This is a genomic window from Pseudomonas putida (assembly GCF_004357765.1).
Lineage (GTDB): Bacteria > Pseudomonadota > Gammaproteobacteria > Pseudomonadales > Pseudomonadaceae > Aquipseudomonas > Aquipseudomonas putida_U.
In genome coordinates this window covers 26,357-46,577 of sequence record NZ_SMTE01000016.1, presented here as the reverse complement: position 1 = coordinate 46,577, position 20,221 = coordinate 26,357, and the positions used below count along the sequence as shown (strand labels likewise).

Sequence of the window (20,221 nt, the reverse complement as noted above, 5' to 3'; positions counted from 1 at the left end):
AGCCTGGAAGCACCCATGACGCTGAAGCAACTTCGTTATTTGATCGCCATCGTCGAGGCCGGCAGTTTCTCCTCCGCCGCCCGCCGCTCGTTCATCGCCCAGCCGGCCCTGAGCCGGCAAATCGGCTTGCTGGAAAGCGAGTTGGAAATGCAGTTGCTCGACCGCCAGCACGACGGTATCGCCCTCACCGATGCCGGCCGCCAGTTGTACGAAGTGGCCCGGCAGGTGGTGCAGAAGCTCGATTCGGTCAAGGACGAGCTCAAGTCCAGCCGTGGCGACCCCAAAGGCCATGTGGCCATCTCTCTTCCGGCCACGGCTGCAGCCCTGCTGCTGCCAGAGATTCTGCGCCAGGCCGAGCAGCGCTTTCCTGGCGTGACCCTGACCGTGTGGGATGGCTTGAGCCGCGAAGGTGGCCAGGCGATCGAGCTGGGCAAGGTGGATTTCGGCGTGGTGCCCAATGCCGAAGAACTCGAACACGTGACGGCCGAACCGATCTTCACCGAAGCCCTATATTGGGTTGGTAGCACGGCGCCGGGCACCACCGAGACCATCAGCCTGGCCGAGGCCGCCGCAACCCGCCTGGTGCTGCCACCCCGGGCGTTGCACCTGCGAAGGCGCATCGAGCAAGCGGCCATGGAAGCGGGCGTGGCCTTGAATGTCGCCTACGAACAGCAGTCCGCGCCGGGTATCGCCAGCCTGGTACGCGCAGGGTTGGCGGCGACCATCAGCAACTGGCCGCCCCTGCTCGAACTGCTGGCACCGATCAGCGCTCGGCGTATCGTCGACCCGGGCATCAGCCGCACCATCGCGCTGGCCCACTCCCGACACAAACCGCTGTCGTTCGCTGCCGGCTGCATGCGCGACCTGGTCCGCGGCGTGCTGGTGGACCTGGTGCGCAGCGGACAGTGGCAAGGCGAACTGATCACCGACGCCGAAGGCCTTGGGGACGCCTTCGGACGCGGCGAAGGTTGGCGTCTGGCCTGGTGATCAGCTCGGCGTATGAGGCATCGCAGGCTGCCCGGCGGCCTGCGGCGGCAACGCCCCCGAGGCCCCCAGGCGAGCCAACGTGCGCTGTGGATTGAGCGTCACCAGCCCGAGCAGGCCTGCCGACACCAGCACCGCACCACAGACCAGGAAGCCCTGGGCGTAACCGCCCGGGTGCGCAGCTCCGGCGCCCTGCACCAGCAAACCGGTGACCACCGGCGCGGCCAGCCCTGCCAGCGAAGCGACAGCGTTACCGATGGCCAGCACCGCGCCGCGCTGCCCGCTGGGCGTGAACTCTGCCAGCATCGCCGGCCCCACCGAGTACATCACCAGCGCCAGGCCGCCGCTGAAGGTCAAGGCTATCACCCGCTCGGTGGTGCTCAGCCCTGGCAGGATCAAGGTCGACGACAACAGACCGGCAACGATCAGGCATGCCGAGACGAAGACCCCGCGCGCGCTGCGCGAGGACCAGCCTTTGCGCATCAGGCGCTGCGACAACCAAGCCATGAACAAGCTCAGCGGCGTGGTCACCAGCACGAACATGACGAACAGCCGACCGGTTTCCAGGGCCCCGATACCCAGGCCGATCTGCAGGTAGCTGGGTACCCAGGTCAGGGTCAGGGCGAGCGACCAGTTGGCGGCGAAGTGGCACAGATAGTTGCCGAGCACGGTCGGGTCACTGAGCAGGCGCGCATAAGGCAGCGCGGCCTCCTGGGACTTGGGTTGCCCTGCACGCAGCCGGTCCAGCGAGCCTTCCTGGCCCAGTCGCCACCACAGCAGACACCAGACCCCGCCGATCACGGCCAGCACGATGAAGTTCATGCGCCAGCCGTAATGCACGCTGATCCACGGAATCATCGCCCCGGCCACCAGCAGACCCATGGCGCTGCCGGCATGCAACAGCGCCACCGGCAGGCTGCGGCGATCGTTGGGAAACCACTTGTACAGGGCATGGGTGGCCACCGGTGAAGCGGGTCCCTCGCCGATGCCGAGCAGTACCCGGCAAGCGACGATGGCCCACAACGAGGTGACGAACAGCATCGGCAGTTGCAGCAGCGCCCAGAACAGCCCCATGCCGAGCAACAGCGAACGGGTCGGCCGACGGTTGGCCATGAAGCCGCCGACGACAGCGGAGATGGCGAAGAACCAGTGCAGCGCACCGCCGATCAGGCCGAACTCGGTGGGGCTCAGGCCCAACTCTTCGCTCATGGGCACGGCGACCAGACCGATCACCACCTTGTCGAGGAAATTGACCAGCATCAGCAGCGCCAGCATCGCGGCGATCAGCCACGCGCTACGCGGATTGGGCAGCGTGGAGGGGGTGGACATGGTTATCGTTCCTTATTGTTTTTGTCTGTGATGAAGCGACTGCAAGCATCGGCTAGCCCGGCATGAGCACACCCTTGGCAATGGTATTTCGCTGGATCTCGCTGGTACCAGTAAGGATGCGCATCATACGGGTGGCGCGGAAGATCCACTCCACCGGATGCCCCTGCATCAACCCTGCTCCGCCATGGATCTGCACGGCTCGGTCGGCGATGCGGAACGCTGCTTCGGAAACGAACAATTTGCACATCGGCGCCTGGGTGCGGATGTCGCCACCGGCATCATTGAGCGCTGCCGTGGCGTAGACCATGCTGCGCGCCGCATGCAGTTCGGTGGCCATGTCGGCGATCTGATGATTGACCGCCTGGAACATGGCGATGGGCTGACCGAACTGCTTGCGCGTGCGCGCATGCTCGATCGACAGGTTCAGGGCCAGGCCGGCCATGCCCAGCAGCGTCGGGCAGTGCAGCAGACGGTTCAGGGTGATCCGGCCCATGGCCAGCTTGAAGCCGGCGCCCTCCTCGCCGATGAGGTTGTCCACCGGCACGCGCACTTCATCGAGCAGGATATCGCCATGGGCACCGCCGCCGGACATCACCGCATAGTCGCTCTGCACCTTCACACCCGGTGCCTTGAGGTCGACGAAGAATGCCGAGATACCTTGCGCGCCACGCCCAGGATCGGTCACTGCGAGCAGTACCGCCAGGTCGGCATAGCTGGCCCCAGAGATGTAGCGCTTGGCGCCGCTGAGCACATAGTGATCACCCTCGCGCCGCGCCTGGGTGGTGATCGCCGTGGCATCGGAACCCGCCTCGGCTTCGGTGAGGGCGAAGCACACGGCCTTCTCGGCGCGGCACACCGGCTGCAGGAACGCCTCGACCTGATGCGCGCTGGCGACCTTGAACAGGTGGCCGATACGCGGCGGTCCGGACAGCTCGCCGAGCACGTGCGCAGCCAGCATCGATCCGCTGAGATGGGTGGCCTCCTTCACCGCGCAGAGGTCGGCCACGTTCAAGCCGGCACCGCCGAGCGCCTCAGGCAACATCACGGTGTACAGGCCCTGCTCGCTCGAGCGCCGCCATACCTCGCGCAACACCGGCAGCGGATGCGGACGCGACCAGCTGAGCTGTTCGCGTTGCTCCAGCGGCTTGACCTGGTCACGGATAAAGCCGTCGATGGCTTCGATGATCTGGCGGGCTTTTTCACTGGGTTGGTACATGGTAGTGCTCCAAGTCAAATACGACGGTCGCTGTCTTTCCAGTAGGCGTCGCGCACCAGGCGGCGAACGACCTTGCCGTTGGGGTTCTTCGGCAGTTCGCCGACGAAGTCCACCGCACGGGGTTTCTTGAAGCCGGCCAGGGCGCGGCCACACCGCTCGATCACCTCGGCTTCGCTCAGTTGGGCGCCGGGTTTGAGCACCACCACGGCGCGCACCGCTTCGCCCCATTGCTCGTCGGGCACGCCGACCACTGCGGCCTCGAACACTTCGGGCAAGCTGTAGAGCACCTGCTCGACTTCGCTCGGGTACACGTTGAAACCGCCGGAAATGATCATTTCCTTCTTGCGATCGACGATGAACACGTAGCCCTGGGCATCGACCGTGGCCAGGTCGCCGGTGAGGTAGTAGCCGTCGTGCATCACTTCGGCGGTGAGCTCGGGGCCGCGCCAATAGCCCTGCATGATGTCGGGGCCTTTGACGACGATCTCGCCGACTTCGCCGACCGCCACGTCCTCGAAGGCCGCATTGACCACCCGCAGGTCGGTTTCGAAGTAACAACGTCCGCACGAGGCCAAACGGCGGTAGTCGCCATCCTCGACCAGGTGATCCTGCTCGGTCAGAACCGTGACCAGCGAGCAGGTTTCTCCCGCGCCATAGCCCTGGGCGAGGATCGGCCCGAACAGCTGGATGGCTTTTTTCACCAGGGCCGGGGCCATCGGCGCAGCGCCATACATGACCAGGCGCAGGCTGGACAGGTCGAAGCGCTCCACGCCGGGGTAATTGACCAGGCGGTTGATCATGGCCGGCACCAGGAACAGGCGCGTCACTCGCTCTTGCTGGATGGTTTCCAGCAGCAGGCGATCATCGTAGCGTTCGAGCAGCAGGTTGCAGGCGCCCACCGCCAGCAATGGCATGATCTGCATGCCGCTGGCATGGGTGATCGGCCCGACATGAGCCATGACGTCGCCTGGCGCTGCGCGCCGGGTCGGGCTGGCGATACTCTTGCGGATCAGCGCCTTGCGGTTGCCGAAGCTGAGCATCGCGGCCTTGAGCACGCCGGAGCTGCCCGAGGTGTAGTGCAACACCGCCAGGGTGTCGTCGGCCGGATCGAGGTTGACCGCCGCCGGGCTGCCGCGCTCGAGCAGCGCCGGATAGCTGACGTCACCCGCATCGCCGTCCAGGGCGACGATATGGCGCAAGCGCGGCAGCACCGCGCGACGCTCGGCGAGTGCGGCAGCGAAGCTGGCGTCGGTAATCACCACGACGCTGCAGGAATCCTCCAGCACCCGCAGCACTTCCTCAAGCGACAATCTCGCGTTGATCGGCACCTTGACCATCGCGGCCTTGTACAAGGCCACCTCCGCCTCGACCAGTTCGACACGGTTGGCGGCCAGGATCGCCACATGTTCGCCGGCAGCGACCCCCAGCGTACCCAACCCAGAGGCCAGGCGATTGCTGCGTGCTTCGAGCTGGCTGAAGGTCACGCGGGTGTTGGCGTCGGCAACGGCGACACGGTCGGGCCAGTACGTTGCGCTTCGACTGATGATGTTTCCCAGGTTCACGTTGTTATTCTCGTCGACAGTAAGACCTGGACGATGCTAAACAGCCGCCGCCGCGGTGGCGTAATACCAGATGTGGATGCAGGCCATGCCGAAATGCGCTGGGTCGGGCATCGGTTGAACGACGACCATTCATCCGGAAGATGGCCGGTCCAGGGAGTCCCCCAATCGCGATAGCAGTCAGCTATCAGGAAGGCGGCAAAGCAAAGGAGGACCGTATGAGCCTTGCGATGACCCTTTTCAGCCTGATCAGCGCCTGGCTAGCAGTGGCGCTGGCAATGTTGTGGGGAGTACTGCGAATCGCCCGGCGCCATCAACGCCCCGGGCCAACCCAGGCGGCTAACGCGAAGCCACCGCTGCGCGCGGCCGAGTCAGGCAGGCATAACCCAGCCCCAGCACGCTGAGCAGCAAGACACCGAGCAACGCCACCAGTTCGCGACTGTAGCGCGCTACCAGTGCGGGGAAGCCTTTGAATTCGCGATAGACCTGGATATCGGCGACGCCGTCGGCGTGGCTGATACCAATGCCACCCTGGCGGATCTGCGAGTAATCGGCGTCGAAATAGACCCAGACCTTGCAGGCACCGCCGGCCTCGATGGCGGGGATCTCCACCAGGGCGGTGGCGTTGTCCGGAATGCTGTCGTTGCCTTGGGCGTCGCGCACTTGCACCAGCCCTTTGGCGGGCAGGCGAATCTTGACTTCGCGCACGGGCGAGTCGCCGGTATTGTGCAGTTCGATCACCAGGCCGGTGCGATGGTCCACCAACCCGGCCTCGAAGGGTTTGGCGAACAGTTGGACATAGGGCGCTTGGGCGAGGTCGACCAGACGGTCCACTTGTTCAGGCTCCAGACGCCCTTGGCCAACCGCGCTGATGCGCGGACGCAGATGCTCATACTTGAGTGCGTCACTGGCACTGCTGATGCGCTCGCTGAATTGGCTGGGGTAGGTGAGATAGGCGTAGGTCAGCGACGCCTCCAGGCGCGGGCTACTGCGCAACACCGAGTAGACGACCAGCAGGGCCATGATGCCCAGCAGCACGGCTACAAGGAGTTTTCCCACTTTATCCCAGCTCAAAGGCGGTTTCCTTCTGGTCGTTTTTCAAGCGGCCCAAGGTTGCCAACTTAGCGACGCCGAGGCAAGGCCCAGGCGCTGGGTAAAGGCGACACCGCCCTCACCCAGCACTTTGCCGAGGAGTGTAGCTGGCAATCCGCCCGGCAACGCCGCCAATACCGCCGTTATCATGCCTGCCGTGCGGGATTTGGCGGCTGTGAGATCGAGCGCCGCGCGGGCGGCGCTCGATTCATGCACCACCTCACCCCCCAAGACAAGCACCTGGAGGCCTTAACCGAGCCGCCGCTAAATCAAATTCAAAAGCTCGCCCCAACACTGATCGAGACAAAATCACGATCACCCCGAACGCCGTAGTCGCCATCGCGGTAATCGGTGTAGGCGATGCTGAACGAATACTTGCCGGCCAGCGAGGCATCCAGTCCCACGCCGATCGACCGCGAGCCTTCGTTGAACGCCGAACCATCGCCAGGCGAGTAGCCCCTGACATCGTGTGACCAGGCCAGATTGGGACGCAGATCCACCCCTGGAATCAGGTTGGGGTAGCTCCAGGTCGCCTTCAGCCGGTAGCCCCAGGAGAACGGTGTGACGAAACCGTCGCCGTTGCAGTATTCGGGCGCGCGGGAAATCGCCTCGCACACGCTGTTGTCCTCCAACTCGCCACTGCCGTAAGCGCCGGAGCGGCCGTAGCGCGGGCCGAACCGACCCTCCAGGCCACCGACGTAAGTCGCGCCGATCTCGCCCGCCAGCACCAACTGGTTGGCCCCCATCACGCGACTGAAGGCGTGCAGGGCCGACACTTGCATCTGGGTGATTTCCTTGCGCCGATAGCCGTCGAACAACGCTTCGTCGGCCTCAGGACGCAGACCGTCGGCCAGCAAGGGGCTGCGGCTATCGACATTGAGCAACGACTGCAGGATATCGGTGCCGTTGAGCTGTACCGGCATGTTTGGCCGGTAGGTCAGCTCGCCTTGCAACGTCGTGCCGGTTCGCAAGGTGGTGGCGAAGCTCAGACCATACAGACGAATGTCCTCGGGGTATTGCGCTCGGTAGGCGGAAGTCCCCATACGCAGCGCGCCGGCCAGACTCTGACCGCTGGACGAGTTCAGGAATGCACCGCAATTGCTCAACGCCACGCCGAGGTTGGCGCAGAGTTGCGGGGCGAAATCGGTGTTGCTGAAGTAACGGCTGCTGACCGTGCCGAGAAACGGCGCGCGACTATGGTAATTGGCGGCATAGACGCCGAATTCAGTGTCCAGCTGCGCGACGTACCAGTGCAACGACAGCCCCCACTGCCCGCTGTTGCGTGCATCCTCGTCACCGCCCCGGGGCACCCGCACGCCCTCCTCGACCAACTCCACGCCAAACGGCGCCAGGGCTTGTGCCGCACGCTGGCCGCTCAGCTGCCGGCCGCCGACGTCGAGGCCAACGCAGCCATCGGGCATGAAGTCATTACCCGAGAAGTAGGTGCCGCAGTTGTCGAGCTGGGTCTGCTCCCAATCGAGCTGGTAGAAGGCATCGATCGACACCGCCTCGTTGAGGTTCTGGGTGATGTAGAACAGGTTGACCGGCACCAGGGCGTCCTTGACCTCGGCCCCTGGTCGACGCAAGGCCGCTTGGTTGAATGGGTTGATCACATTCAGCCCACCCTGGATGAACAGGCTCTCGCCCCAGTTCACCACTTGTTTGCCCAGACGCGCGGAGCCAGGCTCGCCGTCGATGTCATAGAGGTAATAACCGAAAGCATCGAGCAACTGCCCGCCGGCGGTCTTCGCCGACGCCTTGCGATTGTGGTCGTCGATGTCGACGAAGCGCTGACTATGATCGCGCTGGGCGGTGTCGTACCAATACGTGCCGCGCAGAAAAACGCCGAAGTCGCCGTGCCTGAGCTGGAGGTCATGAACGCCTTTGAACACCGCCGAGAACACATCGCCGGAGCGGTAGTTGCGGCGTCCGTCGTTGCCGTTGGCCGCTTGGAGCTGAAGCTTGTCGGGGTTTGCGGTGGAGACGCCGACGCCAAAGCTCAGCGCAGAGTCGAACTGGCCGTCGATCTCACCGATCTGGAAGGAAGCGCCCTGTGCACAGGCACTGAAAACGAGGCAGCAGAAAGCAGCCAGCGGCACACGATGGCCACTGCGCGCAATGGGTTCTATCACGATCAACCTCTTGGTTTTGTTTGAAATTGAGGTCTGTCTGGGCAGCGTCAGGGCAAGAGCACCTGCGTGCAGCCCGATATTAGGGAGGATGGCGAAAGGGCAACAAATAGCGTCTTCGGATCGCGCCCATAACGCTTCGGCATGGGGCAACGGGGGATCAGAACTTTTTCGAATTTTCAGGTCTATGTAGAGGCCTGGAGAAAATGGGCTAAGCCATTAATTTGCAAGAGGTTGTCATCGCCTATGAAATTCCATGTCCCCCGGATGGTGCTGTTTGGCCTGTTCGCGTTCGCGGCGGTGGGTTCGGCCTCAGCCACGCAGATGCAGGCTACGGGCCCTGCCTTGGTCATCCCCCCGGCCAAGGAGCAGGCTCCCGCCACACCATGGCCGAACCTGGCCAGCGTGGCCAACGACCACGCCGCACCGTTGCTGGCCCATGACGACCGCTATCGCCATGATCACCGCTGGGATCACCGCCGGGAAGAATGGCGCAGGGAACAATGGCGCCGCGAGCAGCATCGCCGCGAGATCGAGCGCCAGCGCGAGTGGCAGCGCCGCCATCACCGGGCGATGGATCACCACTATGACGATCCCCATCGGCATTACCGCCGATAGGCCCCGGGCTTCAAGCTGCGGCTTTGCAGGCGACCACCGCACTGCGCGAACGCCATGCCAAGCCCAGCACCATCACTAGCCCAAGCGCCGCCATCGTCGCACCGGCAAACGAGATCGCCGGGTAACCCAAGCCCGCATTGATCACCGCCCCGCCCAGCGCCGCACCCACGGCATTGCCAAGGTTGAATGCTCCGATGTTCACCGCAGAGGCCAGGTTCGGCGCATCTTTGGCGGCTTCCATCACGCGCATCTGCAAGGGCGGCACCAGCGCGAAACTCGCCGCGCCCCAGAGCAGAATCGCCAGTGCCGTCGGCACGGCCCAGCCGAGTACCAGCGGGAACACCAGCAGCACGGCGATCAATACCACCAGCGAGACGATCAAGGTGCGGTCGATCGAGCGGTCCGCCGCCTTGCCACCCCACATGTTGCCCAAGGTCAGGCCGACCCCGAACAGTACCAACATGCCCGTGATGAAGCGCGTCGACGCCTGGGCCTGGTCGTGCAGGATCGGCGCGATATAGGTGAAGACCGTGAACATCGCGCTGGAACCGACCACGGTCAGCGCCAAGGCCGCCAGGACTGGGCCACGGCCCAGCACACGGATCTCGGCCATGACACCATCACCTTTGGGCAGGGGCACGTTAGGCAAGGCATAAGCGAGGGTCGCCATCGCGACCACGCCGAGCCCTGCAATGCCCCAGAACGCGGTGCGCCAGCCGAACATTTCACCGAACCAGGTCGCCAGCGGCACGCCGCCGATGGTGGCCAGCGTCAGCCCCATGAACATCGCCGCCACGGAGCCGGCGCGCTTTTCGGGGGCCACCACGCTGGCCGCCACCACCGCACCCACGCCGAAGAACGCACCATGGTTCAGCGAAGTGACCACACGGGCCAGCATCAGACTCAGATAATCGCTGGCCACGGCAGACATCAGGTTGCCCAGGGTGAAGATGGCCATCAGGCCGATCAGCAGATAGCGCCGCGGTATCTTCACCGTGGCCAGGGTCATCAGCGGCGCGCCGATCAGTACGCCTAAGGCATAGGCGCTGACCAACAGTCCGGCAGCAGGAATCGACACCCCAAGGCCGGTGGCGATGCTGGGCAGCATGCCCATGGGCGCGAACTCGGTCACACCGATGCCGAAGGCGCCTATGGCAAGTGCTATCAGCGGTAGATTGATACGCATGGTAATAACTCCTTATCTATGCGGCGAATGCTACGATCGCCTTCGTGAAAGCACTAGACGGCGCTAACGCCAATCACCTTTGCGCATGAGGCACAAATGGACTACATCGGTCGATCGGGAGAAATGGCGGTTTTCGTGCGAGTGATGGATGCAGGGAGCCTGTCGGGCGCGGCGCGGGAACTGGGGCTGACGCCCTCGGCAGTCAGCCGCATCATTGCCCGCGCCGAGCAACGCCTGGGCAGTCGGCTACTGTTGCGCACCACCCGGGCGATCACCTTGACCACCGAAGGCGAAGCCTATTTACGGGGTGCGCGGCGGATCCTGGCGGACATGGATGAGGTCGAACAGGCCGTTGCCGACCAAGGAGTGCCAAGAGGCAGGTTGCGGGTCAGTGCGGCGCTGGGCCATGGCCGGCTGACGGTGGTGCCACTGGTGGCGGCGTTCAGCGCCTTGTACCCGGAGGTGGTGGTGGATTTGTCGCTGGGCGACGAAGTGGTCGACATCCTGGGGGGCGAGGCGGATGTCGGGATACGTTTCGGCGACCTGCCGGACAGCGCGTTGAGCGCCCGCAGGATCGGCGAAACCGGTCAGGTGATAGTGGCCTCGCCCGAATACCTTGAACGCTGCGGCGTGCCTCGTCAACCCGAAGACCTGCTGCGGCACAACTGCCTGCGCTTCAACTTTCGGCGAGCCTCCCCCGACTGGCCGTTCCGTCGCGATGGTGAGGCATTCACCCTCAAGATCAATGGCAACATCGCCTGCAGCAGTGGCGAGGCGCTGGCGCAACTGGCCAGGCTTGGAGCCGGCATCGCCCGTATCGGTGAATTCACCGTGGTCGACGAATTGCGCAGCGGCACCCTGGTCCCAGTGCTTCAAGATTTCAACCCCGGCGACAAAGAGCCGATCCATGCCGTCTTCGTCGGCGGCCCTTCGATGCCTGCCCGGGTGCGGGTATTCGTGGACTTTCTGCTGGCGCAACAGCCGCTCTGAACGCCTGCTCGCTGAACGTCAGCCTCAACGTCCAGGCGTCTGCCCGGCCAGCGCCTGGCGCAGGCTAGGCAGATCGCTGAAGCGCCGCTCCCGGGCCACCTTGCCGTGGTCGAGCTCCAGCCACTGCACGCTGTCGCGATCACCGCCATAACGCGGGGCGACGCTGCCTTCTCGATCCAGCAGGATGCGATAGCGCGCCGTGCGCATGGCAGGCACCAACACCGCCTGCGCCACCGATGGCAACCGTTCGATGTCGGCGACGAAGACCACACCACGCTCATCCAGATAACCGTCAGGGGTGTGTTCCACCGCGCTGTTGACCAGTTTCGCGCTGGACATACTGCGGGCGATCATCACCACCCGGGTGCTGGCGTTCAAGGTGAAGGCCTGGTCGAACTGATCGTGCAGTGTCCAACTGTCTTTCAGAGCTGGCTGGGCAAAGGCACAGGCGCCCCCCAGGGCCAGGATCAAGGCAAGGTAGGTACGCATGGCGGCTCTCGCATTGGCAGGTCACTGCTAACGACGGCTGGTGTCGGGTAAATGTTCACTCGCTGCCTTGCTTTTTCCTACCGAAAGATCAACGAATGATGCACAGCCCCGCCCGTGCGCGCGCCATCCCCAACTGCGATGGCCACGTTGCCCGCCGCCACCGACGCATCGCCACAGGCAAACACCCCGGGAACGCTGGTCTCGCGCATTGCATCGACCTTGATGAAGCGCCCCAGTGGCCCGTCCTCGAAGGCGCAACCCAATTCCTCTGGCAACGTGCTGGCCATGCGCGTGCGCGGCTGGGTGAATAGACCGGCAAATTCAATCACCCTGCCGCTAGCCAGGGTGATATCGGCGCGCTCCCCTGCCACCGCCACCACGGCCTCCTGTTCGACCCGAACACCGCGTCGCTGCAACTGCGCCAACTGGTCGTCATCAGGGGTGAAGACGCCATTGAGAAGCAATGTGGTCGGCCCCCAGTCGGGCAGCATCATGGCGTGATGCATGGCCAGCGGCGAGGCTGCAAGCACGCCGATGGGGCCACCACCCAGTTCATAGCCGTGGCAATAGGGGCAATGGAACACGCTTCGCCCCCAACGCTCCTGCAGTCCCGCTATCGCGGGCAACTCATCGGTCACTCCGCCAGCCAGGATCAATCGCCGCCCGCTGTGCTGCACGCCATCGGCGGTAGTGATGGCGAACCCATTGCCCAGCGTCTCTGCCGACACAGCTGATTGCACCATCCACTGCACCGTTGGGTAGGCCAGCAACTGCTCACGGGCCTCCTGCACGATCACCGCCGGGCTACGCCCGTCCTGTCCGAGAAAACCGTGGGAATGCTCGGCAAAACGGTTACGCCGGTTACCCGCATCGATCACCAATACCTTTCGATGTGCCCGTGCCAGCTGCATGCCCGCCGAGATACCTGCATAACTGCCTCCCACGATGATCACTTCAAACATGACATCAACCTCCTCTGGCACCAGGCCAGCCTCATGAACTCATGACACAACGTAAGTTACATGAACCCGTCCGTCAACGATCTTGTAACTTTTGTTGTTTCATGTGAGGCTGGCAGCAACCTCTGCCAGAGCCAAGTTCCGATGAGAAATGACACCCGCCTGTCTCGCATGCTGCATGTGCTGATCCACATGGCGCGGCACGAGAAACCCGCAACGTCCGAAACCATCGCGCAGATGCTCGGGACCAACCCGGTGGTAGTGCGCCGGACCATGGCGCTGCTCAAGGAACAGGGCTACGTGGGTTCAGTGAAGGGGCATCACGGTGGCTGGAGACTGGCCAAGCCGTTGGCGGACATCACCTTGCTGGATATCCATAGGGCACTCGGCGGGGCTTCGATATTTGCCATCGGGCTTTCGACCGACCACCCGGAATGCCTGGTTGAACAGGCGGTGAACGCAGCGCTGACGGACGCCTTCGATGCTGCGCAAGCGCTGCTGTTGGAGAAGCTGGGGAGCGTGACGCTGCAGGCGTTGGCGAAAGATTTCGAAGAGCGGTATCTCACGGTTTAATGCGCAAGCCCTCCGTCGACCGGGGGCGTCAAGGATGCCGAATCGATCAGCGAGGACTGCCGCCGCCCATGCTGTGGCTCAACGGTTGAACGAGTCGTCACAGAAAAGGGTCTGGAGAGAAGAGGCCCTGATCTTGCAGCAGGCAAGACGGATATCGAACGAGTGATTGCCAGCTGGGTGTGTGCATGCAGGACAAGAAAAAACGAGGGTTGAAAGCCAGGGCCACGATCATCTGCCTGCGCAGCGGCAAGGTGCTTCTGGTGCGCAAGAAAGGTGGCAAGTGGAATTTTCCGGGAGGCGTCATCGAAACCGGTGAAACACCGATCGCGGCCGCAGCCAGGGAGCTTCGGGAGGAAACGTCCATCGAAGGGCATGGCCTGCTTTCGCTCTGCACCTTGAAAGTCGGCACGACCGTGCACCACATATTCACCACCCATTTTCACGATGACGAGAAACCCGTGGCCTCCAACGAAATCGTGGCGTGCAGATGGGTGCCCAGGGACAAGCTCAGTCCGTCGATGCTCAAGGCCACCGCAGCAGGCCTGATTTCGACGCAGCTCCCGGCACTGCTGCCCTGAAATCGTGCCGCGACAAGGCTGACCATCCAGCGCCCGGTCTCTCAGCCCGGTGATGCAGCGCCCGTGGCCTGCTGCTCCAAGTGCACCTGCAAGGTCGGATCGAGGCGCAGCGCAGCGGCCAGTTCATCCAAGTAGGCGAGCCCCGCGCCTTGCTGGTCACCCACCAGCATCACACTGGCCAGGTACATTTCCGCTGCCATGGCCGGATCTTTTGCCGACTGAGCGACCTCGGCAGCATCCAGAGGCTTGCTGACTTCTTCATCCAGCCATTGCTGCAACTGTGCATCGCTGGTGTGACGCTTGATCTCGGCGTAGATCAACTGTTGTTCCTGCTCGTCGATACGGCCATCGGCCTTGGCCGCGGCAATCAGCGCACGCAAGATGGCATGGCTATGATCTTCAGCCTCGGGGCCGGACAATTGATCGACGGTCAGCAGCGCCTGTTGCGGGGCTGTCGCCTGGCTGCGCTGCCAGCTTTGATAGGCCTTGAACGCCATCATGCCCAACGACGCCAAGGCAGCGTAATTGATGCCTCCAGCGGAGCGGCCCTGGCCAGCACCACCTGCGCTGCCCGCACCGCCTCTTAACAAGCCGCCCAGTAGATCCCCCAGGCCGCCGCCGGCAGTGTTGGCGCCACCAAGCAGGCCACCGAGCAGATCGCCCAGGCCACCTTGCGATGAAACGCCGCCGCTCCCTTGTTGCGCTTGCCTGCCCTGCCCGGCCCGAAGCAGCTGTTCGAGTAGATCGCTGGTATTCATGGCGTCGTCCTCAGTCCGTAGCCGTTGTCCAGACCAGCAAAGATAGCCCCCTCAAAGCGAGGTGCCATGCTGGGCTGACCGGCGGGGTGAGATGAGTTGGCCAGCGTTGGCCGGTCATCGCCGCGCTCGGGCTCTGGGGTGTAGTCGTACGGGAAGCGATGTGCCTGGTCTCGCCGTTCTCTGATCGCTCAGATCAACGGCGTCAGGGCAATCACCGCTACCGGGAGCGCCACTGCCGCCAGCACAGTCTGGCAGGCGATGATACCGGCCATCAATGGCGCGTCACCGCCCAGTTGACGCGCCATGATGTACGACGATGAGGCCGTCGGTAGCGCCTGGAACAACAGCGCAGCGATGGCGGCCTTGCCGTCCAGCGCGAACAGGTGGCATGCGTACAGGGTGACCACCGGCATGATCAGGAACTTCACCACCGACGCATAGCCCACCGGGCGCAACCACTGGCGCACGCTGCCCAGTTCGAGGGCCGCCCCCACGCACAGCAGACCCAGCGGCAAAGAAGCCTGACCCAGGGCATTGAGCAGCGGCTCTATCCCAGGTGGCAGTCCGGTGCCCAACGCTTGCAAGGTGATGCCGGCGAAACAGGCCACTACCAAGGGATTGATCGCCAGTTGCCGGAGTACCTTGCCCAATGACATGCGGCCCGCAGAGCCATACCAGGCGAACACCAGCACGCAGAGAATATTCACAGTGGGCACGATGGCCGCGTTGGCGACCGCAGCCAGGGCGATGCCTTGGGCGCCGAACAAGCCGGCCGCCGCCGAGACGCCGACGTAGTTATTGAAACGCACGCCTCCCTGGAATACCGAGGTGAACGCGGCATCGTCGCCCTTGACCAAGGCCCTGGTAACGATCACCAGGATCGCCACTGCCACGGTCGACAACACCAGCGCCGAGATCATGCCTTTGACTGGCACGCCATCGAGTTTGGCAGTCGCCAGCCCATGGAAGAACAGAGACGGCAGCAGCACGTAGTAGCCCAGCCGCTCGGCCTGCGGCCAGAAGCTGTCGGCCACGAACTGGCGATGCTTGAGCCAGGCGCCCAATGCAATCAGCAGCGCGATCGGCAACAGAGCCATCAGCAGCGCGTAGGTCATCGATTGCCCTCTGTTTGTCGATGAAGGCTTCACGATACGGGGGGCAACCTACGAAGAAAATCGTTTTAAACTTTCGTGATCCACGAGTTTTTCTCATGGATCGTCAGTGCGGCGCATGGGCCTGAACCGCCTCCGCCAACACCGCCGCCAGCTTGCGCACGGGGCGGTCTTCGCGTTCGAGCAACACCAGGCGCCGCGTCTTCTGTGGCGTGCCAAAGGGCTGCGCAGCCAGTTGTGGCAGGCTGGCTAAACGTTCCCTGGCCATGGGTACCACGGACACGCCGAGGCCGTTGCCGACCATCTGGATGATCGCTTCCTGGCTGTCGAGCTCCATGCTTGTCTGCACCCGCAGGCGCATCTTGCGTAGCTCGCGTTCGATGGTGCGCCCAGCCCAGGCGCGTCGCTCGAAGCGGATGAAGGGCTGCGATTGCAGCAGTGGTTGCAGTTCCTGACCGGCATAGCTCGCGGGCGCAATGATCCAGAAGCCGTCTTCATAAAGCACGGTGCTGACCAAACCGTAGGGGTGCGGCCTCACCGGCTCGGTGGTGATGGCGACATCGAGCTCACCGGCCTCTACCCGCGTCGACAGCTCAGCGGACATGCCAGAGCTGACGGTGAGGCGCAGGTGCGGGTGTTCTCGACCAAGGGCCGCGAGCGCCGCGGGCAACACACCGGCCAGCACGGTCGGTACCGCGCCGATGCGCAGGCGGCCACGCAGCTCGGTGTCACCGCCGATTTCGCTGGCGATGCTGTCGTACAGGCCGATGATTTCCCGGGCTCGCTCCACCGCAACGTGCCCGGCGTCGGTCAACACCGGCAAGCGTCGGGAGCGGTCGAACAATGTGGCGTTGAAGTCCTCCTCGAGCGCACGGACCTGCAGGCTGACAGCGGACTGCGTGAGGTGTACGGCCTCCGCGGCACGCACGAACGAACCGTGCTGGGCGATGGCGAGCAGTGTACGAAGGGCGCGCAAGGACATTGTTGTGGGGCTCGCTCTGGCTTCGGAATGGGGCGTAAAGCGTTCGCGCCCCAGCTCCCACGATACCCAAATGGCGTTGCACTGGGATACCCATGACGCCGAACAGGACCGACTGCAACGTCATCCTGGTTCTGCTTCCACTATGGCTTGATGGCGATCTTCAGCACACCGTCGCGCTGATGCGCGAACAGGTCATAGGCCTCGACGATGTTATCGAGCGCGTAGTGATGGGTGACCAACGAGCCGAAGTCGGCACGATTCGATTCGATCACGCTCATCAACCGGCGCATGCGCTCCTTGCCGCCCGGACACAGCGCGGTGTTGATCTTGTGATCGCCCAGCCCCGCGGCGAAGGCCGCCAGCGGAATCTTCACGTCACTGGAATAGACGCCAAGGCTGGAGAACGTGCCGCCCGGCTTGAGCACCTTGATCGCCTGCTCGAAGGTGCTGGGCAGGCCCAGGCACTCGATGGACGAGTCCGCGCCCCTGCCCTTGGTGAGCTTCATGATCTCGTCGACTACGTCGCATTGGTTGAAATTCAAGGTGATGTCGGCGCCCATGCTGCGCGAGATGCCCAGCCGGTGGTCGTTGCCATCCACCGCGATGATGGTCGATGCTCCCAGCAACCGCGCCCCGGCGGTGGCGCACAGGCCGATCGGGCCCTGGGCGAAGACAACCACGGTATCGCCAATGCGGATGTTGGCGTTTTCCGCGCCCTTGAAGCCGGTGGACATGATGTCCGGGCACATCAGCACCTGCTCGTCGGTCAGGCCATCGGGAATCGGCGCCAGGTTGCCCTCGGCGTCCGGTACCAGCACGTACTCGGCCTGGGTGCCGTCGATCAGGTTGCCAAAGCGCCAACCCGCGGTGGCCTTGTAACCGTGGCAGCCGCACAGGCCGCGCTCGATCAGGTAGCTGCCGTCCTGCGAAGGCACGCCGTCCTGGGCGGCATAGGAATTGAAGTTGGGACAGATCGCCCCGGCGATCACCCGCTGACCCTCGGTGTAGCCCTTGACCGCGCTGCCGAGCTTCTCGATCACCCCCACCGGCTCATGGCCGACGGTGAGGCCCTTGGCGACCGGGTATTCACCCTTGAGGATATGCACATCGGTGCCACAGATAGTGGTCGTGGTCAGGCGGATGAGCGCGTCGGTCGGGCCGACCTCGGGGATGGGTTTGTCTGCCAGTTCGATTCGACCTGGCTCCACGAAAACCGCTGCCTTCATCGTTGCCATGTTGGTAGCTCCTGAATGAATAGCTGTCCTGTGTCGCGTGGCCCAACCCGCTGAACACTCACCGGGGATACGGCAGGGCTGCCGCGGACGCCTCAACGAGCTTAGGCCATCTTCCGAAAGGCGTTATGCGACCGTGCGTCGCCCTCCTGGGCCTCTGAAGATTCCGGATGCGCTCAACGCAACCCGCGCTTCGCAGCCCACAGCCCCACGCCAATCCCCAACAGCGCGATGCCGACCCCAGCCGCCACGATCCCGCCCCACCCCGCACTCGCGTAAAGCCAAGCCGCCAATACCGATCCCCCCGCCCCACCCAGGAAATAACAGGTCATGTACCCCGCGTTAAGCCGATTTCGCGCCTCCGGTCGCAACGCATAGATCGCATTCTGGTTACTCACATGCACCAGCTGCACGGCCAGATCGAGCACCAATACCCCGATTATCAGCGCGCCCAGCGAGCGCTCGGCAAATCCCAGCGGCAACCAGGCAAGCAGCAACCCGAACAAGCCCAACCAGGTACCGATCGCTCCTTTGCCTTTATCCGCCAGCCGCCCGGCCCAGGAGGCCGCCAGCGCCCCAGCGGCACCGACCAGCCCGAACAGGCCGATGAGCCCATCCGAATAGCCATAAGGAGGCGCAGCGAGGAGGAACGCCAGTGGCGTCCAGAACAGGCTGAACAATGCGAACGACACCATGCCCAGCAAGGCACGTACACGCAGCACCGGCTCTTCCACGAACAAGGTCAGCACCGACCATAGCAAGGCTCCATACCTGGCTCTGGTCTGGGCGCGGTGTTGTGGCAAAGCCCGCCACAGGGCCAAGGCACACAACACCATCGAAGCCGCAGCCACCCCGTACACGGCTCGCCAATCCAGCCATGAAGACAACCCACCCGCCACGGTGCGTGCCAGCAGGATACCCAGCAGCAGACCACTCATCAGCGTGCCCACAGCACGCCCGCGTTGTTCTGCAGTGGCCAGGGTGGCACCGAACGGCACCAGCACCTGAGCCACGACCGAGCAAAAACCCGTAATCGCAGTGCCGATCAGCAGCCACGGCAAACTCGGCGCCAGGGCACTGAGGATCAGCCCTAGGCCAGCCAGCAAGGTCAGTAAGACGATCAGGCTGCGCCGCTCGCACAAGTCCGCTAGCGGCACCAGCAGGAGCAGGCCGGCGCCATAACTGAGCTGCGCGGTGGTGACGAGGCTGGCGGTCGCCGCTTCGGTCGTTCTGAATTGCGCAGCGATGGTGGGCAACAGCGGCTGCGCATAGTAGTTGCCGGCCACGGCCAGGCCCGTGGACACGGCCATCAATCCTAACAATGGCGTCGCAAGCGCCTTGCTGGGAAGACGCTGGGATATCGCGTTCATGATTCATTCCCTGAGTGAATTTGCCTCAGCTTCGCTTCAAGCCAATCATGAATCCAATGTATTGTTCTCATGCAATCCATCTTGAATAGAGATAGATGATGAATCTCAGACAGATCGAATTCGCCTTGGCCGTGGCCGAGGAATCCAGCTTCACGCGCGCCGCACGCCGCTGCCATACGGTCCAGTCAGCGCTGAGCCATCAGGTGGCACGCCTGGAGGAAGAACTCGGCGCCCCGCTGTTCGAGCGCACCTCGCGCCAGGTTCGCCTGACCCCGGCCGGCGAGGCGTTTGTGCGCCAGGCCTACCTCACGCTGGAAGCTGCACGGCGGATTCCCGACGAAGTGGCGGCCGCCACCGGGCAGGTTCGTGGTCAGCTGTCGGTCGGCAGTATCAGCGCCTTGGGCAGCCTCGATATCGTCGCGCTCATCGCGCAGTTCCACGCCCGTCATCCCCAGGTCGAAGTGCGCTTGAGCCAACGCGGCAGCGAGATGTCCCTCGAACACTTGCGCCAAGGACGGCTGGATGTGGCATTGGTCGGCCTGTGGCCGGATGAGCGTATAGACGACCTGGCGTACCTGCCCATCAACCGCGAACGCCTGGTTGCCCTCCTGCCGCCAGAACATGCACTGGCCAAGCGCAAGCGCTTGAAGCTCGAGCAATTGTCGACGTTGCCGCTGGTGGACTATCCGCAGGACAGCAGCGCCCGGCGTCAGACCGACAAGGCGTTCGCCGCCGCAGGCCTTGCCCACCAGGTACGCTTCGAAGTGAACCACGTGGAATTGATGGCCGACTTCGTCATGCGCGGCCTGGCTGTCGGTTTGGTGCCGGAGTCGGTGGCGGAGCGTTTGCGCGGTGTCGTGGCCGTACCGGTGCAGGACGCGCCGCAGCGCGTTCTTTACGCGGTCTGGCCCAAGGTGCCATCGCCTGCAGCGAGCGCGTTCGTGGCCTTGTTGCGCACGGGTGACGGCAAGTCTCTCTGATCCGCTGTGCGTCCATGTTTGCAGCGTCAGACGGGACGCCATCGATTGCACTGATGATTACTATCGAAACGCTCACATCGGTACG

General features: G+C 63.8%; 20 protein-coding genes. 7 read left to right on the top strand and 13 right to left on the bottom strand.

Features of this window, described 5'->3' with window-relative positions:
• The first annotated feature begins 15 nt into the window (after positions 1-15).
• Positions 16-987: a LysR family transcriptional regulator gene (locus E2H86_RS21940; protein ID WP_133331622.1), complete on the top strand. Its 972-nt coding sequence runs from the start codon at positions 16-18 to the stop codon at positions 985-987.
• Here the strand turns inward: E2H86_RS21940 and E2H86_RS21935 are convergent, their stop codons facing one another.
• Genes E2H86_RS21935 through E2H86_RS21925 form a run of 3 tightly spaced genes read right to left on the bottom strand, consistent with a single transcriptional unit; the run spans position 988 to position 5,091 of the window.
• A complete protein-coding gene (locus E2H86_RS21935; protein WP_133331621.1) occupies positions 988-2,313 on the bottom strand; it encodes an MFS transporter in 1,326 nt (441 codons plus the stop codon). It lies immediately after the preceding gene.
• 52 nt (positions 2,314-2,365) lie between these two features.
• Positions 2,366-3,529, bottom strand: coding sequence for an acyl-CoA dehydrogenase family protein (locus tag E2H86_RS21930; protein ID WP_133331620.1), 1,164 nt, complete (start codon positions 3,527-3,529; stop codon positions 2,366-2,368).
• A 14-nt stretch (positions 3,530-3,543) separates the two neighbouring features.
• Positions 3,544-5,091 carry an AMP-binding protein gene (locus E2H86_RS21925; RefSeq protein WP_133331619.1) on the bottom strand — a complete coding sequence of 516 codons (1,548 nt, stop codon included), beginning with the start codon at positions 5,089-5,091 and terminating at the stop codon, positions 3,544-3,546.
• A gap of 215 nt (positions 5,092-5,306) precedes the next feature.
• On the opposite strand from E2H86_RS21925, the gene E2H86_RS26345 reads away from it, so the two are divergent.
• Positions 5,307-5,492 carry a hypothetical protein gene (locus E2H86_RS26345; RefSeq protein ID WP_133331618.1) on the top strand — a complete coding sequence of 62 codons (186 nt, stop codon included), beginning with the start codon at positions 5,307-5,309 and terminating at the stop codon, positions 5,490-5,492.
• Here the strand turns inward: E2H86_RS26345 and E2H86_RS21915 are convergent.
• Together E2H86_RS21915 and E2H86_RS21910 are read right to left on the bottom strand one after the other, a co-directional pair.
• Entirely contained in the window at positions 5,428-6,162 is a 735-nt protein-coding gene (locus E2H86_RS21915; RefSeq protein WP_133331617.1) for a hypothetical protein, read from the bottom strand. The genes E2H86_RS26345 and E2H86_RS21915 overlap by 65 nt on opposite strands.
• A gap of 293 nt (positions 6,163-6,455) precedes the next feature.
• Complete coding sequence (locus E2H86_RS21910; protein WP_419183285.1) at positions 6,456-8,309, bottom strand: DUF1302 domain-containing protein; 1,854 nt, start codon at positions 8,307-8,309, stop codon at positions 6,456-6,458.
• Between the two features lie 246 nt (positions 8,310-8,555).
• Between E2H86_RS21910 and E2H86_RS21905 the strand changes: the two genes are divergently transcribed.
• A complete protein-coding gene (locus E2H86_RS21905) occupies positions 8,556-8,927 on the top strand; it encodes a hypothetical protein (RefSeq protein WP_133331616.1) in 372 nt (123 codons plus the stop codon).
• A 10-nt stretch (positions 8,928-8,937) separates the two neighbouring features.
• Here the strand turns inward: E2H86_RS21905 and E2H86_RS21900 are convergent, their stop codons facing one another.
• The gene (locus tag E2H86_RS21900; protein ID WP_133331615.1) at positions 8,938-10,113 is read right to left on the bottom strand and encodes an MFS transporter; all 1,176 of its coding nucleotides are present in this window, start codon (positions 10,111-10,113) and stop codon (positions 8,938-8,940) included.
• A gap of 96 nt (positions 10,114-10,209) precedes the next feature.
• On the opposite strand from E2H86_RS21900, the gene E2H86_RS21895 reads away from it, so the two are divergent.
• Complete coding sequence (locus tag E2H86_RS21895; RefSeq protein ID WP_133331614.1) at positions 10,210-11,103, top strand: LysR family transcriptional regulator; 894 nt, start codon at positions 10,210-10,212, stop codon at positions 11,101-11,103.
• A 24-nt stretch (positions 11,104-11,127) separates the two neighbouring features.
• Here E2H86_RS21895 and E2H86_RS21890 read toward each other — a convergent pair whose 3' ends face one another.
• Together E2H86_RS21890 and E2H86_RS21885 are read right to left on the bottom strand one after the other, a co-directional pair.
• The gene (locus tag E2H86_RS21890; RefSeq protein WP_133331613.1) at positions 11,128-11,592 is read right to left on the bottom strand and encodes a hypothetical protein; all 465 of its coding nucleotides are present in this window, start codon (positions 11,590-11,592) and stop codon (positions 11,128-11,130) included.
• A 77-nt stretch (positions 11,593-11,669) separates the two neighbouring features.
• On the bottom strand, positions 11,670-12,554 hold the full coding sequence (locus tag E2H86_RS21885; protein WP_133331612.1) for an NAD(P)/FAD-dependent oxidoreductase: 885 nt from the start codon (positions 12,552-12,554) through the stop codon (positions 11,670-11,672).
• A gap of 141 nt (positions 12,555-12,695) precedes the next feature.
• Between E2H86_RS21885 and E2H86_RS21880 the strand changes: the two genes are divergently transcribed.
• Positions 12,696-13,124 (top strand): RrF2 family transcriptional regulator, encoded by a 429-nt coding sequence (locus tag E2H86_RS21880; protein ID WP_133331611.1) that lies wholly within the window; start codon positions 12,696-12,698, stop codon positions 13,122-13,124.
• 185 nt (positions 13,125-13,309) lie between these two features.
• Entirely contained in the window at positions 13,310-13,702 is a 393-nt protein-coding gene (locus tag E2H86_RS21875) for an NUDIX domain-containing protein (RefSeq protein WP_133331610.1), read from the top strand.
• Between the two features lie 41 nt (positions 13,703-13,743).
• On the opposite strand, the gene E2H86_RS21870 is transcribed toward E2H86_RS21875, so the two are convergent.
• The 5 genes from E2H86_RS21870 to E2H86_RS21850 form a co-directional block, all read right to left on the bottom strand.
• Positions 13,744-14,460 (bottom strand): tellurite resistance TerB family protein, encoded by a 717-nt coding sequence (locus tag E2H86_RS21870; RefSeq protein ID WP_133331609.1) that lies wholly within the window; start codon positions 14,458-14,460, stop codon positions 13,744-13,746.
• 188 nt (positions 14,461-14,648) lie between these two features.
• Complete coding sequence (locus E2H86_RS21865; protein ID WP_133331608.1) at positions 14,649-15,575, bottom strand: AEC family transporter; 927 nt, start codon at positions 15,573-15,575, stop codon at positions 14,649-14,651.
• Positions 15,576-15,678: 103 nt separating this feature from the next.
• Entirely contained in the window at positions 15,679-16,554 is an 876-nt protein-coding gene (locus tag E2H86_RS21860; RefSeq protein WP_133331607.1) for a LysR family transcriptional regulator, read from the bottom strand.
• Positions 16,555-16,694: 140 nt separating this feature from the next.
• Positions 16,695-17,789, bottom strand: coding sequence for an NAD(P)-dependent alcohol dehydrogenase (locus E2H86_RS21855; protein WP_133331606.1), 1,095 nt, complete (start codon positions 17,787-17,789; stop codon positions 16,695-16,697).
• Between the two features lie 173 nt (positions 17,790-17,962).
• The gene (locus tag E2H86_RS21850; protein ID WP_133331605.1) at positions 17,963-19,156 is read right to left on the bottom strand and encodes an MFS transporter; all 1,194 of its coding nucleotides are present in this window, start codon (positions 19,154-19,156) and stop codon (positions 17,963-17,965) included.
• A 98-nt stretch (positions 19,157-19,254) separates the two neighbouring features.
• Here E2H86_RS21850 and E2H86_RS21845 point away from each other — a divergent pair, with 98 nt between their 5' ends.
• Complete coding sequence (locus E2H86_RS21845) at positions 19,255-20,136, top strand: LysR family transcriptional regulator (protein ID WP_133331681.1); 882 nt, start codon at positions 19,255-19,257, stop codon at positions 20,134-20,136.
• Positions 20,137-20,221: the final 85 nt, after the last annotated feature.

Bases quoted from the DNA above. Each gene is read 5' to 3' on its own strand.
- E2H86_RS21940 (WP_133331622.1), top strand. From the start codon at position 16: ATGACGCTGAAGCAACTTCGTTATTTGATCGCCATCGTCGAGGCCGGC.
- E2H86_RS21935 (WP_133331621.1), bottom strand. From the start codon at position 2,313: ATGTCCACCCCCTCCACGCTGCCCAATCCGCGTAGCGCGTGGCTGATC.
- E2H86_RS21930 (WP_133331620.1), bottom strand. From the start codon at position 3,529: ATGTACCAACCCAGTGAAAAAGCCCGCCAGATCATCGAAGCCATCGAC.
- E2H86_RS26345 (WP_133331618.1), top strand. From the start codon at position 5,307: ATGAGCCTTGCGATGACCCTTTTCAGCCTGATCAGCGCCTGGCTAGCA.
- E2H86_RS21905 (WP_133331616.1), top strand. From the start codon at position 8,556: ATGAAATTCCATGTCCCCCGGATGGTGCTGTTTGGCCTGTTCGCGTTC.
- E2H86_RS21900 (WP_133331615.1), bottom strand. From the start codon at position 10,113: ATGCGTATCAATCTACCGCTGATAGCACTTGCCATAGGCGCCTTCGGC.
- E2H86_RS21895 (WP_133331614.1), top strand. From the start codon at position 10,210: ATGGACTACATCGGTCGATCGGGAGAAATGGCGGTTTTCGTGCGAGTG.
- E2H86_RS21890 (WP_133331613.1), bottom strand. From the start codon at position 11,592: ATGCGTACCTACCTTGCCTTGATCCTGGCCCTGGGGGGCGCCTGTGCC.
- E2H86_RS21885 (WP_133331612.1), bottom strand. From the start codon at position 12,554: ATGTTTGAAGTGATCATCGTGGGAGGCAGTTATGCAGGTATCTCGGCG.
- E2H86_RS21880 (WP_133331611.1), top strand. From the start codon at position 12,696: ATGAGAAATGACACCCGCCTGTCTCGCATGCTGCATGTGCTGATCCAC.
- E2H86_RS21875 (WP_133331610.1), top strand. From the start codon at position 13,310: ATGCAGGACAAGAAAAAACGAGGGTTGAAAGCCAGGGCCACGATCATC.
- E2H86_RS21870 (WP_133331609.1), bottom strand. From the start codon at position 14,460: ATGAATACCAGCGATCTACTCGAACAGCTGCTTCGGGCCGGGCAGGGC.
- E2H86_RS21865 (WP_133331608.1), bottom strand. From the start codon at position 15,575: ATGACCTACGCGCTGCTGATGGCTCTGTTGCCGATCGCGCTGCTGATT.
- E2H86_RS21860 (WP_133331607.1), bottom strand. From the start codon at position 16,554: ATGTCCTTGCGCGCCCTTCGTACACTGCTCGCCATCGCCCAGCACGGT.
- E2H86_RS21855 (WP_133331606.1), bottom strand. From the start codon at position 17,789: ATGGCAACGATGAAGGCAGCGGTTTTCGTGGAGCCAGGTCGAATCGAA.
- E2H86_RS21850 (WP_133331605.1), bottom strand. From the start codon at position 19,156: ATGAACGCGATATCCCAGCGTCTTCCCAGCAAGGCGCTTGCGACGCCA.
- E2H86_RS21845 (WP_133331681.1), top strand. From the start codon at position 19,255: ATGAATCTCAGACAGATCGAATTCGCCTTGGCCGTGGCCGAGGAATCC.